We start from the raw sequence: 14,539 nt of genomic DNA, 5'->3' as shown, positions 1-14,539 counted from the left end.
GTACCGCCACAAAGGCGGTACAGGTTCCGGAAATTGCCCTGACATAAACCCATTCGTGAGCCGCTGTTTTTGTGACACGGCCTTTCCATCGTTCTATTTTTGCAACAGCCCTTCCTGTTTATCCCTCTCGATCCTGCGGACAGGGAACATTAAGATAACTTCACCTTATTTAAGATATAAAGTGAATATAATGAAAAAGAGTTTTCTTGGTGCTGTCCTGTCTCTGGGGTTATTAAGTGCTGCTCATGCAGATGTATATAAATTTGATAATACGCATACCAATGCGGTATTTAATATCGATCATTTCCAGACCTCAACCAATCATGGCGGGTTTTATGCTATTAGCGGCGAACTGAAATATCAGCCGGAAAAGCAAGTCGCAGAGATGCGTGTGACGATTCCCGTGAGCGCCTTAAATACCGGGGTGGATGCGTTTGATAACCATATCCGCAGTAGCGATATTCTGGATGCGGAAAAATATCCAGAAATGGTATTTAAATCAACAAAATGGCATTTTGAAGATAATAAACCGGTTTCTATTGACGGTTTGCTAACAATGAAGGGAGTAACGAAGCCCGTCACCTTAACCACCACCAAGTTTGGCTGTTATATGAGCCCGATATTCAAGGCGCAGGTTTGCGGTGGTGATTTTGTCACGCAAATAGATCGCACCCAGTGGGGTGTAGATTATCTGGTCGATATGGGGATGACGAAAGTTGTCGATATAAAAATTCAGGCAGAAGCGGTTAAGCAATAAAGGGAATGATGATGAAAATTATTGTATGTTAAGGGGGCTTGGCTATTTGAAGCTTCGCTGATTTCAGGCCGCACTGCCACGATTTTAAAGTGGGACTATGTCACTAAATAGTTGATGGCAACTATTTCGGATTCAGATATGTTAAATTGTTCTACTACTTAAGCTTGTAACCAACGGTTATTTTGTCCCTGATGTCTCTGTAGATTTGATTTTTTCGATCGCAATAATATTGCCTGACATCGCTTCATTGAGCACTTCGACGGCCGTGCTGGCATCGCGATTCTTTATCGACATGTAGACCTTGATATGGGCTTCCACACTTTCAAGGGTAATACCCAGCGCACGGTTAAGCTCTTCAAGATAGTAGTAATAGATGTCTTTAATCGAGCTCATCACGTTGTAGAACACGCTGTTGTGCGATGCCCTGACAATCGCCAGATGGAACTCGTAGTCCGCTTCCGAGTATTTTTTATAATCACCTTTGTGGATCAGCATGTTGTTCAATGCTTCCTCGAGCTGGCGAATGTCATCATCGGTGGCGTGTGTGACGGCGAGCTCCACGCATTTGAACTCCACGGTCTGACGAAAAATCATCATATCGTGAAACTCTTCGCGGCTAAGGTGCATGATTGGGCGGGGATCGTTACTCAACATCTGCGGGGTGAAGTTTTCGCTCACGTAGCTGCCGCTGCCCTGACGCGTCACCACAATCCCCAGGTCACGAAAACGCTGTATTGCGCTGCGAACGCTGACCCGGCTGACGTTAAATGAGGCGGTCAGTTCCGCTTCTGAGGGCAAACGGCTACCCGGCGCCCAACTGCCGTCCAGCAGTTTGCTGCTTATCTGATCATAAATTTCATTTACAACATTCTGTTTTTGAATGGATTTTATGCTCAAGATGGGTATCCGTTAAGATGTCGCTGAAGTGCTTTATTATATAACAATTCTCTTTTAAGAACAAAGCGCCCGGCCGGGCGCTTTTCACCGTTAATCGAAACGAATGAGTACCTTAGCAGAGACATTTTTGTCTGTGGCGGTAATCAGCGCGTCTTCAATTTGCTGGGGCGGGAACTCGGCGCTGATAAGCGGGCGAGGATCGACGCGCCCATCTTCCAGCCAGCGTACCGCGGTGATGAACTCACCGATAAAACGGAATGAGCCGACCCAGTTGAGTTCTTTAACCAGCATCGTTGACACCGGCCAGCTTACCGGGCTGGCGCCCATCCCCACCTGAACGATGGTGCCGGCAGGGCGGGTGAAGTCGACGGTGGATGCCACGGCAATCGGCGCGCCGGAGGCCTCAAACACGACATCAAAGTAGCCTTTATGCTGCTGATAATGGGCAACCTGTTCTTCATCGCGCGGATCCATCACCGCTGTGGCCCCCATTTGGCGTGCCAGTTCCAGACAGCGTGGGCTGAGATCGGATGCTACCAGTTCAGATGCTCCGGCACTGCGCGCCGCCGCGAGGATCAGACAACCAATGGGGCCTGCGCCAATCACCAGTACGCGTTTGCCGGTCAACTGGCCTGCCTTTTTTACTGCATGAATGGCGACCGCCAGCGGCTCCGAAAAGGCCATCACGTTTGCGGGCACGCGCCTGTCGTAAGGAATGCATTGCTCCGGTTTTACCACCACGTATTCAGAAAAACCGCCATTCACATGCGGATTGAACTGCGCGCTGCCCATAAAGCGCATGGAACCGCACAGATTTTGATGGCCGGAAAGGCACATCTCGCACTGATTGCATGGGCTGGACGGGTTCACCGCAACCGTCTGGCCCACTTTCAGGTCGCTGCCTGCTGGCACTTTGCTGATCACGCCAACAAACTCATGGCCAATCACCATCGGATGCTTGAGGACAGACATCCCCGCGCGGCCATGCTGATAGTAGTGAATATCAGAGCCACAGATGCCGCCGCAGGCGACCTTCACGACGACGTCATGTTCACTGTGCTCGATTTCACGTGATTCAAAGCGTACGTCTTTTTCCGCATGGGCCAGACAAGCGTTACAGGTTATTTTTTCCATTTTGATAATGACCTCATTATTTGTTGGCAGTTGCCGGGTTAATGGCATTCTTATCCACAGTGTCGGCATTCTTTTCTCCAGGCAGGATCACTTCAATTTTGCCCACCAGGAATATGTAGGCTAATAAGCCCAGTCCGGCGACGCCTGCGATATACCACATGGCATACTGGAAGTTTTGCGTGCGCTGGAGAATAACCCCAATAACAATTGGGCTAACGATCCCCGAAAGGTTGCCGCAAATATTTAAAAAGCCACCCATAGTCCCGAGAAAATTACGGGGAATTACATCGCTCCAGACCATCCAGCCCAGGTTTGAAAAGGCGTTGGCAAAGAACGCAACAGACAGAATGACAATCGCAATAACTGGCTGGTTTTCAAAGAAATTGACCAGGCCAATAATCATGGTGACGCACAGGCCAGCCATAACGGGTAATTTTCGTGCCAGCGTTCGGGATTTTCCTTTTTTCAGCAGCATGTCGCTTAGCGTACCGCCACAGAGCACCCCAAGCATCGCCATAATATAGGGCAGCATGGCGCCTATCCCGGCTTTGGAAATAGAGAGATGCAGTCCTTTTTCCAGGTAAACAATAAACCAGGTCAGGAAAAAATAGAGCGTAGACGAGCAGGCAAACTGGGTGATGAACAAACCCCAAATCGTTTTTTTGCTGAGGAAGAATTTAATATTTTGCCAGCTGATTTTTGCACTCACGGAGGATTGGTTCTCCGAGCCATAGCCGCCGCCTGCTTTGATATAATCCAGTTCGGCCTGGTTCACAGCAGTGCTGTGGATCGCGGTAATACATAAGCCAGTAGATGCCAAACAGAATACCGGCGCCACCGGACAGATAAAACGACATTTCCCAACCGTAGTTAGCCACAATAAAGGCGAGGGCAGGCGTCAGCAGCGCGAGACCGATATATTGTGCACTGGAATAAATCGCGGTCGCACGGGCACGTTCATGGTCCGGGAACCAGGTGGCGATTATTTTTGTGTTAGACGGGAAGGATGGCGCTTCGGCAACACCAATTAATGCGCGGCAGGCCAGAAGAATTGCAAATGAAGCGGTTGCCGTCGCGAATAAATGGTGTGAGGCGAACCCCATCATAAAGGTAAAAATACTCCACAGAATAATCGCACCACCATAAAGAATACGTGAGCCAATGCGATCAAGAACATAGCCGACAGGAATTTGACTGGCAGCGTAGGCCCAGGTAAACATGGAGAAAAGCAAACCCAGTTGTGTTGGCGTCAGACTGAAATCATTCTGGATATTCGAACCAGCGACGGCAAGATTGGCGCGATCCATATAATTAATTGCAGTCACAATAAACAGCAATGTGAGAATAAAGAGTCGTTGTCTTGAAGCCTTCATAATAATACCTGTGTTATATCGGCATGCATCGGGGTAAACACATGCCATCAATTTTAAAGGCGAGTAGGTAGAGTGCGGGCGACTTATAAAACTGCGAGCCAGCCACCATCGACGTAAATAATCTGCCCGTTGATATAATCTGATGCTTTGGATGATAAGAAGATGGCGGTGCCGATGAGCTCTTCCGGACGACCCCAACGTTGAGAAGGGGTGCTGCTTTTCACCCAGCTATCGAACTGCTTGTCTTCAATAAGCGCGGTGTTCATGTCGGTCAGAATGTAGCCAGGTCCAATGGCGTTGGTCTGGATATTAAACTGCGCCCATTCAGCAGCCATCGAGCAGGTGAGCATTTTGATGCCGCCTTTTGCTGCCGTGTACGGGGCAACAGTCGGGCGGGCCGCCTGGCTGGTAAGCGAGCCGATATTAATAATTTTGCCGCCGCTGTTGCGGGCGATCATCCGTTTTGCCGCCGAGCGGGAGACTAAAAATGCGCTGGTCAGGTTAGTGTCGATCACCTTCTGCCAGTTTTCCAGCTCCAGCTCGACCATTGGTTTGCGGTACTGAATACCGGCGTTATTGATCAGGATATCAACATGGATCCCTTCTGCATCAAGTTTGCTAAAAGCTGCCTCAATCGCCAGTTCATCGGTGACGTCAAAAGCCACGCCATGCGCGTCGTAGCCTTTTCTGGTCAGCGTATCCACTGATTCGGCCAACAGCGTGGCGCGAATATCATTCAGGATAACCCGTGCACCCGCAGCGGCAAGACCCTCTGCGTAGGCAAAGCCCAGTCCTCGTGCAGAACCCGTTACCAGCGCCGTTTTCCCAGTTAAATCAAATAAAGCGGTCATGTTGTTTCCTCACTTGTTTAATTTGTATGACGACTATCCTTTTTTAGGTTGAATTTTCGCCCTGATAAAATCAACAGTTCACCCATGAATTTGCAACAAGGATCACAAACAGCTCCACATAGCGACCGCGTAATTAATATTAATTGATTGAATTATATGTATATATTTGATTTGAATTTAACGCAGTTTGATCGCTGTCACAGAATGGCACTCGCAGCGATCCGCTGTAAAAGAAGCGTGATATAACAGCATAAAGTTGTAGGACAACTTACACATATCTGTTGTATCATCCACAACGGTATGACATGCGGTAAATTCGCTGAGTTAAGGAGTGAAAGTGAGTAACCTGAAAATTACCAACGTGAAAACGATTCTGACGGCGCCGGGCGGCATTGATTTGGCAGTCGTTAAGATAGAAACCAACGAGCCAGGGCTGTATGGGCTAGGATGCGCGACATTTACCCAGCGTATCTTCGCGGTAAAAAGCGCGATCGATGAGTACATGGCGCCTTTTCTGGTTGGCAAAGATCCGACCCGTATTGAGGACATCTGGCAGTCAGGCGTGGTGAGCGGCTACTGGCGCAATGGCCCGATCATGAACAATGCATTGTCCGGCGTGGACATGGCACTGTGGGATATCAAAGGTAAGCTAGCGGGGATGCCGGTTTATGATCTGCTGGGCGGCAAATGTCGTGATGGGATCCCAATGTACTGCCACACCGATGGTGGTGATGAAGTTGAAGTGGAAGATAACATCCGAGCCAGAATGGAGGAGGGTTACCAGTACGTTCGCTGCCAGATGGGAATGTATGGCGGTGCGGGGACCGATGACCTTAAACTGATCGCCACGCAGCTAGCTCGTGCGAAGAACATTCAGCCGAAACGTTCACCGCGCAGCAAAACGCCCGGCATCTACTTTGACCCGGATGCCTACGCCAAAAGCGTTCCGCGTCTGTTCGACCACCTGCGTAACAAGCTCGGTTTTGGCATCGAATTTATTCATGATGTACATGAGCGCGTGACCCCGGTGACTGCCATTAATCTGGCCAAAACGCTTGAACAGTATCAACTATTTTATCTTGAGGATCCGGTGGCACCGGAAAACATCGACTGGCTGAAAATGCTGCGCCAGCAGTCTTCCACTCCGATATCCATGGGTGAGCTGTTTGTGAATGTGAATGAGTGGAAGCCGCTCATCGACAACAGGCTCATCGACTACATTCGCTGCCACGTGAGTACCATCGGCGGCATTACGCCGGCGAAGAAACTTGCTGTCTACAGCGAACTGAACGGTGTGCGCACCGCATGGCACGGGCCGGGCGACATTTCTCCAGTCGGGGTTTGCGCCAATATGCATTTGGATTTGAGTTCACCGAACTTTGGCATTCAGGAATACACGCCAATGAACGACGCGCTGCGTGATGTCTTCCCGGGCTGCCCTGAGATTGACCACGGTTATGCCTATCTGAACGATAAGCCGGGTCTGGGTATTGACATTGATGAAGCCAAAGCGGCGAAATATCCGTGCGAGGGGGGAATCCCATCCTGGACAATGGCGCGCACACCAGACGGTACGGCCTCAAGACCGTAAGCAATGAAGGCCCGGCTTGCATTTGCCGGGTCTTATTCCCGACGTCCTGATGGACTCCGTTTTAGAAACAGGAATTATTGTATATTGAGGCTGCTTTTTAATCAGTGACCACTTCTCTATAAGGAGCCTGAATATTTCCCTCAACAACGCTTTCGGTAGAAAATGACGCGCTCTGTTTCCTCAAATCCTAACGCCTGGTGAACTTTCTGGGAAATTGTATTTTCCGGCGAGGTATCAGAGGCCATTTCCCGACACCCTTTATTCGTTCCCCATCGTTGCACCGCTGCAATCAATTGTTTCGCTACGCCGCGTTGACGGAATGAGGGGAGAGCAAAAATACCTTCAAGGAAAGCCACGGGCGAACTGTCACAGCCATTAACATAATCGTGGCGGATTGAGGCATCCGCAAAGCCAATCGCCACCCCGTCTGCCATCGCAATAAATGATGCCAGATGATCGGCTTGCAGAATTTCTTCGCCGTCCGCCAGATGGGCGTCATCCGGGTGACCAGGCCAGAGCTGTTTTCGCAATCCGCGCCAGAGCTCCAGATGGGTTTTGTTCATTTGCCTGATGTCCATTAACGCGCTCCTGATGAGGGGTCTGGCATGATGAGACGGCACCCCGCCTGCTGATAACGTCGGGCGATAGCAGACGGGAGCGCGCTGTCGCTAAGAATGGTAGTAATACAGGACAGCGTCGCCACCGCATGGGGTTCTACAGTATCAAACTTTGAGTGATCGGCCATCAATATGACCTCGCGTGAGCGCTGAATAATGCGCGTTTTAACGCCCACTTCAAACATGGTAGCGTTGGTGATGCCCGTTTCAATCGACAGCGCATCGCAGGAGATAAAGGCGCGTTCAACGGCAAAGGCGTTAATCATCTCCAGCGCCAGACTCTCGCCCACCGAAAAGTAACCGGGGCGAATCAGTCCGCCGATAATGTAACTCTCTACGTGTGGGAAGCCACCCAGTTCATTAGCGATTTTGATGTCATTGCAAATGACTTTTACTTTGGCGTCGACCAGACATTTTGCCAGTTCCAGACAGGTGGAGCCGGAGTCGAGAAAAAAGCAGTCTCCATCCTTGATGAACGTGCGGGCGAGGGCAGCGATTTCGCGTTTCGCCTCGCTTTGTAACGTCCGCTTAACGTCGAAAACATATTCTTTATCTTCCGTACTGTCGTCGAAGTCAATACAACCATGGCCGCGAACCATACCGGGATAACGGCTGGCAATATAGTGAAAATCCCGGCGCACGGTTGCCTCTGCATAGCCAAAAAGCTCAATAGCTTGCTGTGTTGAGAGGTGCCTGTGTTGCCAAAGGTAATGCAACATCTGTTTGATACGGTCGGGGCGCTGTTGGCTCATCAGCATATGACTCCTTTATAGCGCGGTGAATTGTGACAACGTCACATCATAGTTCGCCGTCGTGAATAACGCCCGGCCAATCACCAGATGCTGTGCGCCTGCGGCGGCAAGCAGCCGTGCGGCGCGAAGTGTAATACCGCCGTCCGCCCAGCATTCCGCAGCAGGGAAATGCTCTCTGCCCTGGCTCACTTTTTCACACATCGCGGCGATAAATTGCTGTCCGCGTCCGTCGGGTTCGCTGGTCATGATCATCAGCGCATCCAGTTGCAATGCCAGATAACGATAAGGCAATAGCGGCGTTGCCGGGTTAAGCGCCAGTCCTACTTTCGCCCCGATAGCGCGAATATCCGCCAGAATCTCCGGGGGGTTTTGCACGCTTTCGGCATGAATGAAAATCCAGCCGGGGCGGATAGCTGCAAGCCAGGGTAACCAGCGTTGCGGCGATGAGACCATCAGGTGAAATGAGAGCGGATGGCGAGTGTATTGTGCGACCGCCTGAATGGTTTTCATACCGAAGGTAATATTATTGATGAAACTGGTATCTTCGATATCCAGATGCAGCGAGCCGAGAGGCGCATCGTGTAAAGCGGTCAACGCCTCGGCATAGCGCAGCGGATCGGCGGAGGCCAGTGAAGGGTGCAGGATCATCGGAACCTCCTTCAGCGCAATGCGGTTAATTGCGCGAAAAGCGCTGCATCATTTGGCGCATCTTGCAGCATCGCGACACTTTCCGGCGAGTCGAGCCACTGGCTGATACGTTGGATGGTGCGAATATGTGCTTCGGCATCCGTGGCGCTGGCGCAAAGCAACAGCCAGATGGGATCGCAATCCGCATTACCGAAAGCGACCGGCGTTGCTAACGTAGTGACGCTGATTTGATTATGGTTAGCGCCTTGCTCTGGTCTGGCATGGGGCAGCGCAATCCCCGGCGCGATAAGATAATATGGCCCCCATTTAAGGGTGTTCTCAATAATACCGTCCAGGTAGCAGAGGGCCGCCGCGCCGAAGGTAATCAGCGGACGGACGGCGATATCCAGCGCGTGTCGCCAGTCGCTGGCATGGCGTTGCGCCTGAACCCACTTAACATCATTAATCATCGATCGTTGACTCCTTGCCGGTTCGGGTTACTCTGAAACCGATCCCCGGCGTGTCTTTTGGCGAAGGCGACGGAGATCGGCAGAAGAGTTATCGCTCTCTGCAGGGGATAAGCGTTTTGCTTATCCCCATTTTATTGTCGGATATGGCGTACTTTCTCCATAAACTTCGCCACGCGCGCCTGGTCGACAAAGTTGGCGAAGACGCCGTCTTTTTTAAACGTGGTTGCCGTTACGCATCCGTCGGCAATGCAGAGCTGCTCCTCGACGTTTTCCAGACACACCCCGGTATTCGCCAGCACGACCGTGTCGGGGACGGTCTCTTTTACTCGCTTCAGTATGGCGCTATCCGTGCGAGCGCCCGCCGTCAGCCCCGAGACGCACAGGGCATCGGGGTTATTGTTAAATACGGTCGATTTCGCAATTGAACAGACATCCCGGTTTCCCAGATACACCGCCGCTTCCGGCACGATGTTAAACAGCGTTTTCACGTGGCCTGCGCCGATGCGATGCTGATGGCGAATGGTTTCGCCGACATTCGTATCCCAGACGCCAAAATCGCTGGCGTAAGCGCCGGTGAAAATTTCGCGAATAAATTTTGCGTCGGTCGCCATCGCCAAATCAAACGAGGCCACAGGGTCCCACAACACGTTTACCCCAAACGGTACGCGGATTTCACTCATTAACTGACCGATGATTCTTGCCATCGCGGCGGTCGTTTCCGGTCTGACTTTCGTTAAATAAGGCAGACTAAATTCGTTGGAGAACATCACCGCATCCACGCCGCCATTTTGTAGCGCCATTAAATCGTCATGGGCGCGGTCAATTACCCAATTCATGCCTTTCCTGGTATCGAACCCGGGATCGCCCGGCAGCGCCCGTAAATGGCACATGGCGATAACGGCTTTTTCCGTTCCTATTACCTCTTTTAGCCAACTCATTCTGGGTTGCTCCTTATTCCGGTAGTTCATGTTTACGTAAGACAAGTATGATGCTGGCGACAATGCCGACCACAATAACCACACCAATCATGCCCAGCGACATCAATTCAGATATTGACCAGCCAAACATATTTCCCACCGACAGCGCGGTAATTTGCGCGTTTTCAGCGGCGAAGCTAAAGCCGCCTTTGAGCGCCATATCGGTAAAGTACGGTGCGAACTGGGTGGCGATCAGCAGAACGGTAATCATGACAATGATGCCGCTGAGCAGAGTACGAATCAGATCGCCGCGATGAATAACCGTGGCCATGCAGATAAAAAACGGCGCAACCGGTAAATCAGCCAGCGGCAGGACTTTATTGCCCGGCAGTATGCTCGCCAGAATTAACATGATGGGAATTAACAGCAGTCCAACCGCGATGGTGGTCGGATGGCCTAACGTCACTGCGGTATCCAGACCGATAAAGACTTCGCGCCCTTTAAAGTGTTTCTGGAAGAACTTACGTGCGCCGTCGGAAATGGGCATTAATCCCTCAACGATAAGGCGAATCATGCGCGGAAACAGCACCATAATCGCCGCCACGGTAATCATTAAGGTTGCGCACCCTTTAAAGCCTTCGCCTGCGGCAAGTCCGAAGATCAGCCCGAGAACAACGCCAATGATCACCGGGTCGCCAACCATCCCATACCGTTTTTGGATCTCCTGAGCATCAATATTGCGTCCTTTCATAAACGGTATTTTTTCGTATATCGCATCCAGCAATACGAACAACGGCACGGAGCTGGAGCCATACCCTTGCGGAATAGAAATCCCTTCCAGACCCACAATGTTCTGTACCCGTTTCGCCGTCCAGTCGGCCATTTTCAACGACAAGGCGGCGTGGCAAATCGCGCCCAGTACGCCATAAATCAGACTGCCGGTCATCAACTGGACGACCGTTCCGGTAATGGCGTAGTGCCAGTAGTTATAAATATCAACGTTCATGGTTTTGGTCAGACGAGTCACCAGCATACCGACGTTGAGCAGAAAGATAACGGGAATGATCATCGCGCCGATGGCCGTCGCATAGCCGACGCCGGATGCGGGCCCGGCGCCGACGTCAAACACATGCAGCGTCAGGCCAAAACGCTCAATCATCACTTTAATCGGCGGACTGAGACTGTCGATCGCCATGACGATCACCAACCCCATGCCGACAAAACCGATGCCGACCGTTACCCCGGCTTTCACCGCCTGCAGCCAGGGAATACGAAAGATTAAGCCGATGATAATCATAATGATGGGCACAAAGACGGTGCCGCCGAGAGACAGGATGTAATCAAACATAATGCCCCCTTTATTGTGTTAACAGCGCCTTGATTTCTTGTTTTAATGCGTCGTCGTTGATGCCTGTCAGCAGGGCGGCGCCGTTGAGCGTCGGGATGCCATAGTCACTGTGCGTACGCATGGACGTTACGATGAGATCCATACCGTTACAGTTCAACGGGATCTCATTCAGACAACATTGCGCCGTGGTTGCCGCAATGCCTTGCTCCGCAAGAAAGTCCTGCAGTTTTTGTGCAATCATGGTTGATGTCGACATGCCGGTACCACATGCCACAAGGATCTTTTTCATCATGGTCGTGCCTCTTGTGTAGCGCCTGTTTCAGGCTCAATGGGAAACTGTTCTGGCGACATATTGGCCAGCGCAGTCAGTAAACGGATACAATCAGTCAGGTCGCGCAGGCTGGCTACTTCGGCTGGCGAGTGGGTATAGCGGCAGGGAATAGAAAGACTGGCGCAGGGAATACCGTCCAGTTCAACCTGAATGTAGCCTGTTTCGGTGATGACGCCTGGCGCGACTTCACGCTGTACGGGAATATTATTTTCGTGCGCGGTGGTCTCCAGCATCCGCAGCAAACGCGGCGGCGTAATCAGTCCCGCCAACGTACCGCGTCCATGATAGTTCAGACAGGTGATGCCGACGCCGTGGTTGACCCGCACATCTGAGTAATCCTGCAGGTCAGGCGTGTCACAGGATGGGGTGATATCAATACCAATCGCCAGGTCGGGGCGCACGCGTCGTAAAACGGGAACAATACCGCGAATATTGAACTCTTCCTGTACCGACGCGACCAGGAACACCGCGATATCGAGCGGTGTGGAGGCGAGAGCCTCGGCGACGCCCAGTAGCGCCGTACACCCCAGCCTGTCGTCCAGCGCCTTACTGCATACCAGGTCGTTACCCAGACAGTGCGGCGGGTTGTAAAGGGTTACTGGCGTCCCCACCTGAATACCCATTCGTTCGGCATCTGCTTTATCTTTTGCGCCGATATCAATCCAGAGTTTATCGAGCGCGGGAGGCTGGGTGCGCTCGTCACCCTTCGCGAAGTGATATGCTTTAATACCGATACAGCCCATGATATCGCCTGAACGTCCGGCAAGCGTCACAACCGAACCGGGCATAGTAATTTGCGCCGGGCCGCCCACGCGTTCAAAACGTAAAAAGCCGGAGGGTTCGATCTTGCGTACCATAAAACCCACTTCATCCATATGCGCAAAAATCATCAGGCGAAGCGCGTCGGATTTGTCGCTGCCATAACGGGCGACGACATTGCCTAGGCGATCCCGCCAGACGTCTTTGGCCTGCTGTTCAAACGCGTGCTGCATAACGTTTGCAATACTGCTTTCATGTCCTGAAATCCCGTTTAGCCGCAGTAAAGAAAAAAGCGTTTCCTGCACAGAAAAGGTCATTGGCGTCTCCGTGGTGATAAAACAATCAGTCGTTGAGCGTTTTATAGGTGGAGAATGGTTGGATAAGTGTGAAATGTGTCACGCGGAAATACGCTAAATATGGCCAATAAAAAATAATGTGATGGCGATACAATAAAAACGCTCATATCACCTGCGGGTTATCGGTAAACCAGGCTATTTATGTGATCACGACCAACAACGAAGAAGGGCAACGCAATGGTGGAAATTATTCCTGTTAGCACGACGCTGGAACTGCGAGCGGCAGATGAAAGTCATGTTCCGGCGCTGCACCAACTGGTACTCAAAAACAAAGTGTGGCTACAACAGTCGCTCGACTGGCCGCAATATGTCACGTCGCAGGAGGAAACGCGTAAGCATGTGCAGGGTAATATACTGTTGCACCAGCGTGGTTACGCCAAAATGTACCTGATTTTCTGCCAGAATGAGATGGCGGGCGTACTCTCATTTAATGCCATCGAACCGGTAAACAAAGCCGCCTATATCGGTTACTGGCTGGATGAGTCCCTCCAGGGACAAGGGATAATGTCGCAATCATTACAGGCGCTGATGACACATTATGCCCGGCGCGGCGATATTCGGCGCTTCGTCATTAAATGCCGCGTTGATAATCAGGCCAGTAACGCAGTCGCACGGCGCAACCATTTTACGCTGGAAGGCTGTATGAAGCAGGCGGAGTATCTTAACGGCGACTATCACGACGTTAATATGTATGCCCGCATTATTGATGCGGATTAAAGGGAACCGACTAAGGGGGTACGCGTAATACGATCCTCGCCATTGATCACTTTTGGGCCGCGCAGGTGAATAGTATTGCCGTCAAAGGCTATCACCGCCGCCCGTCCGCTAATCTCGACCTGGTACTCAATCAGAATTTCGCCCTGTATACAGGCCTGGCCTTCAATCAGCACGCGGTCGTCCAGTAAAATCGGGCCTCCGCGTACCTCAGCATGTCCGCCTACCAGCACATGATGTTTTAACACACAGTTGCCTTCGATTAATGCATGTTCCGCTACCTGCGAGCTGTAGCGAAGGGTAGGGATCGCATCTTCCTCTGTGCCGGCGATAACCCGTGCATGGCCATAGACTTTGGCGCAGTCACAGATCCAGACATTATTGTCTTTGTTGCCTTCGATGAGCGCGAAATCAAAGACCTCCGCCCGGTGCTCAATAAAAGCGTGTGTGATAGTGGCGTCGCCATAAAGCTGTACCTGATGGACAATCCGCGAATGGTTCACGGTGGCGCGATCGTAAATTTGTAAAATCTGCGCATGTTCATGCGTTAGTCCCTGAACGGCGAGAATTTCTGACTGGTTTAACACGCGGGCATCGCCATAAATCGCACACTCTCCGCGCACGGAAGAGGACTGAATGGTGACGTTGTCACTTATCCGTGCGCCATCGCTGATATCAGCGCGATCAATCCAGACGTTATCGCCTATTCGCACGTTATTGTAGAGCGTGCACGGCTGCGTCGCGCGTTACCCGTAATTTCCGTGCCCGCAAAGGCCATCGCGTTTTCATCATAAATCCAGCAATCCCCCTGTTGTGACAGCACATTATCGGCATCAACCCAGCCGCCGGAGGTTCCGGCTTTAACATCGTTAAAATCCGTTACGGCAATAACTTGTCGTAATAAGACGCTTTTCTTCTCACCGTCTACCTGATAAGTAAAAGCACGAGGTTCTTCACTCAGTCGATATTTGATCATAGGGAAATTCCGTGTGAACGATTAAGATAACCGTAGCAAAGGTACTGGCGAAACAACCAGAAATTCCAT

The 14,539-nt window shown here is 51.4% G+C and carries 14 protein-coding genes and 2 pseudogenes; 3 read left to right on the top strand and 13 right to left on the bottom strand.

The annotated features are described in order from the left end of the window. Window positions 1-181 precede the first annotated feature (181 nt). Window positions 182-757, top strand: coding sequence for a YceI family protein (locus ACFK9X_RS12320; RefSeq protein WP_001024322.1), 576 nt, complete (start codon window positions 182-184; stop codon window positions 755-757). 177 nt (window positions 758-934) lie between these two features. Here ACFK9X_RS12320 and ACFK9X_RS12315 read toward each other — a convergent pair whose 3' ends face one another. The 4 genes and pseudogenes from ACFK9X_RS12315 to ACFK9X_RS12300 form a co-directional block, all read right to left on the bottom strand. After that, window positions 935-1,654 (bottom strand): FadR/GntR family transcriptional regulator, encoded by a 720-nt coding sequence (locus ACFK9X_RS12315; RefSeq protein WP_151116586.1) that lies wholly within the window; start codon window positions 1,652-1,654, stop codon window positions 935-937. A gap of 90 nt (window positions 1,655-1,744) precedes the next feature. Then, entirely contained in the window at window positions 1,745-2,836 is a 1,092-nt protein-coding gene (gene idnD, locus ACFK9X_RS12310) for an L-idonate 5-dehydrogenase (protein WP_001131635.1), read from the bottom strand. Continuing rightward, window positions 2,805-4,161, bottom strand: a pseudogene (locus tag ACFK9X_RS12305) (MFS transporter). The gene idnD and the pseudogene ACFK9X_RS12305 overlap by 32 nt, the downstream one beginning before the upstream one ends. Window positions 4,162-4,244: 83 nt before the next feature. Continuing rightward, window positions 4,245-5,012, bottom strand: a complete 768-nt coding sequence (locus ACFK9X_RS12300; RefSeq protein ID WP_000125686.1) for an SDR family oxidoreductase — start codon at window positions 5,010-5,012, stop codon at window positions 4,245-4,247. Window positions 5,013-5,349: 337 nt separating this feature from the next. On the opposite strand from ACFK9X_RS12300, the gene ACFK9X_RS12295 reads away from it, so the two are divergent. Beyond that, a complete protein-coding gene (locus ACFK9X_RS12295) occupies window positions 5,350-6,603 on the top strand; it encodes an enolase C-terminal domain-like protein (protein WP_151116584.1) in 1,254 nt (417 codons plus the stop codon). Between the two features lie 140 nt (window positions 6,604-6,743). Here the strand turns inward: ACFK9X_RS12295 and aac(6') are convergent, their stop codons facing one another. The 8 genes from aac(6') to ACFK9X_RS12255 all read right to left on the bottom strand — a co-directional run bounded on the left by aac(6') (window position 6,744) and on the right by ACFK9X_RS12255 (window position 12,741). Then, window positions 6,744-7,181 carry a cryptic aminoglycoside N-acetyltransferase AAC(6')-Iy/Iaa gene (aac(6'), locus tag ACFK9X_RS12290; protein WP_151116582.1) on the bottom strand — a complete coding sequence of 146 codons (438 nt, stop codon included), beginning with the start codon at window positions 7,179-7,181 and terminating at the stop codon, window positions 6,744-6,746. Beyond that, window positions 7,181-7,972: a DeoR/GlpR family DNA-binding transcription regulator gene (locus ACFK9X_RS12285; protein WP_001682390.1), complete on the bottom strand. Its 792-nt coding sequence runs from the start codon at window positions 7,970-7,972 to the stop codon at window positions 7,181-7,183. The genes aac(6') and ACFK9X_RS12285 overlap by 1 nt, the downstream gene beginning before the upstream one ends. Window positions 7,973-7,987: 15 nt before the next feature. Next, complete coding sequence (locus ACFK9X_RS12280) at window positions 7,988-8,620, bottom strand: ribulose-phosphate 3 epimerase family protein (protein WP_151116580.1); 633 nt, start codon at window positions 8,618-8,620, stop codon at window positions 7,988-7,990. Between the two features lie 11 nt (window positions 8,621-8,631). Further along, a complete protein-coding gene (gene sgcA / locus ACFK9X_RS12275; protein ID WP_151116578.1) occupies window positions 8,632-9,069 on the bottom strand; it encodes an SgcA family PTS sugar transporter subunit IIA in 438 nt (145 codons plus the stop codon). 131 nt (window positions 9,070-9,200) lie between these two features. Further along, window positions 9,201-10,007, bottom strand: coding sequence for a BtpA family protein SgcQ (gene sgcQ, locus ACFK9X_RS12270; RefSeq protein WP_000118615.1), 807 nt, complete (start codon window positions 10,005-10,007; stop codon window positions 9,201-9,203). 13 nt (window positions 10,008-10,020) lie between these two features. After that, window positions 10,021-11,334 (bottom strand): PTS sugar transporter subunit IIC SgcC, encoded by a 1,314-nt coding sequence (sgcC, locus tag ACFK9X_RS12265; protein WP_151116576.1) that lies wholly within the window; start codon window positions 11,332-11,334, stop codon window positions 10,021-10,023. Between the two features lie 10 nt (window positions 11,335-11,344). Then, complete coding sequence (gene sgcB / locus ACFK9X_RS12260; RefSeq protein ID WP_000976132.1) at window positions 11,345-11,626, bottom strand: PTS sugar transporter subunit IIB SgcB; 282 nt, start codon at window positions 11,624-11,626, stop codon at window positions 11,345-11,347. Next, the gene (locus ACFK9X_RS12255; RefSeq protein ID WP_000144631.1) at window positions 11,623-12,741 is read right to left on the bottom strand and encodes a M42 family metallopeptidase; all 1,119 of its coding nucleotides are present in this window, start codon (window positions 12,739-12,741) and stop codon (window positions 11,623-11,625) included. Before ACFK9X_RS12255 ends, sgcB begins: the two co-directional genes overlap by 4 nt. Before the next feature lie 216 nt (window positions 12,742-12,957). Between ACFK9X_RS12255 and rimL the strand changes: the two genes are divergently transcribed. Continuing rightward, window positions 12,958-13,497: a 50S ribosomal protein L7/L12-serine acetyltransferase gene (gene rimL / locus ACFK9X_RS12250; protein ID WP_000229313.1), complete on the top strand. Its 540-nt coding sequence runs from the start codon at window positions 12,958-12,960 to the stop codon at window positions 13,495-13,497. On the opposite strand, the pseudogene ydcK reads toward rimL, so the two are convergent. After that, window positions 13,494-14,470, bottom strand: a pseudogene (ydcK, locus tag ACFK9X_RS12245) (YdcK family protein). The gene rimL and the pseudogene ydcK sit on opposite strands and share 4 nt — an antisense overlap. Window positions 14,471-14,539: the final 69 nt, after the last annotated feature.

The organism is Salmonella sp. WC3, from assembly GCF_042932255.1.
Lineage (GTDB): Bacteria > Pseudomonadota > Gammaproteobacteria > Enterobacterales > Enterobacteriaceae > Salmonella > Salmonella enterica.
The sequence above is the reverse complement of the archived record's forward strand: the minus strand, read 5'-3'. Positions and strand labels throughout refer to the sequence as shown.

Coding starts and splice junctions, on each gene's coding strand:
- idnD (WP_001131635.1), bottom strand. CDS start 2,836: ATGCCATTAACCCGGCAACTGCCAACAAATAATGAGGTCATTATCAAA.
- ACFK9X_RS12300 (WP_000125686.1), bottom strand. CDS start 5,012: ATGACCGCTTTATTTGATTTAACTGGGAAAACGGCGCTGGTAACGGGT.
- ACFK9X_RS12285 (WP_001682390.1), bottom strand. CDS start 7,972: ATGAGCCAACAGCGCCCCGACCGTATCAAACAGATGTTGCATTACCTT.
- ACFK9X_RS12280 (WP_151116580.1), bottom strand. CDS start 8,620: ATGATCCTGCACCCTTCACTGGCCTCCGCCGATCCGCTGCGCTATGCC.
- sgcA (WP_151116578.1), bottom strand. CDS start 9,069: ATGATTAATGATGTTAAGTGGGTTCAGGCGCAACGCCATGCCAGCGAC.
- sgcQ (WP_000118615.1), bottom strand. CDS start 10,007: ATGAGTTGGCTAAAAGAGGTAATAGGAACGGAAAAAGCCGTTATCGCC.
- sgcC (WP_151116576.1), bottom strand. CDS start 11,334: ATGTTTGATTACATCCTGTCTCTCGGCGGCACCGTCTTTGTGCCCATC.
- sgcB (WP_000976132.1), bottom strand. CDS start 11,626: ATGATGAAAAAGATCCTTGTGGCATGTGGTACCGGCATGTCGACATCA.
- ACFK9X_RS12255 (WP_000144631.1), bottom strand. CDS start 12,741: ATGACCTTTTCTGTGCAGGAAACGCTTTTTTCTTTACTGCGGCTAAAC.
- rimL (WP_000229313.1), top strand. CDS start 12,958: ATGGTGGAAATTATTCCTGTTAGCACGACGCTGGAACTGCGAGCGGCA.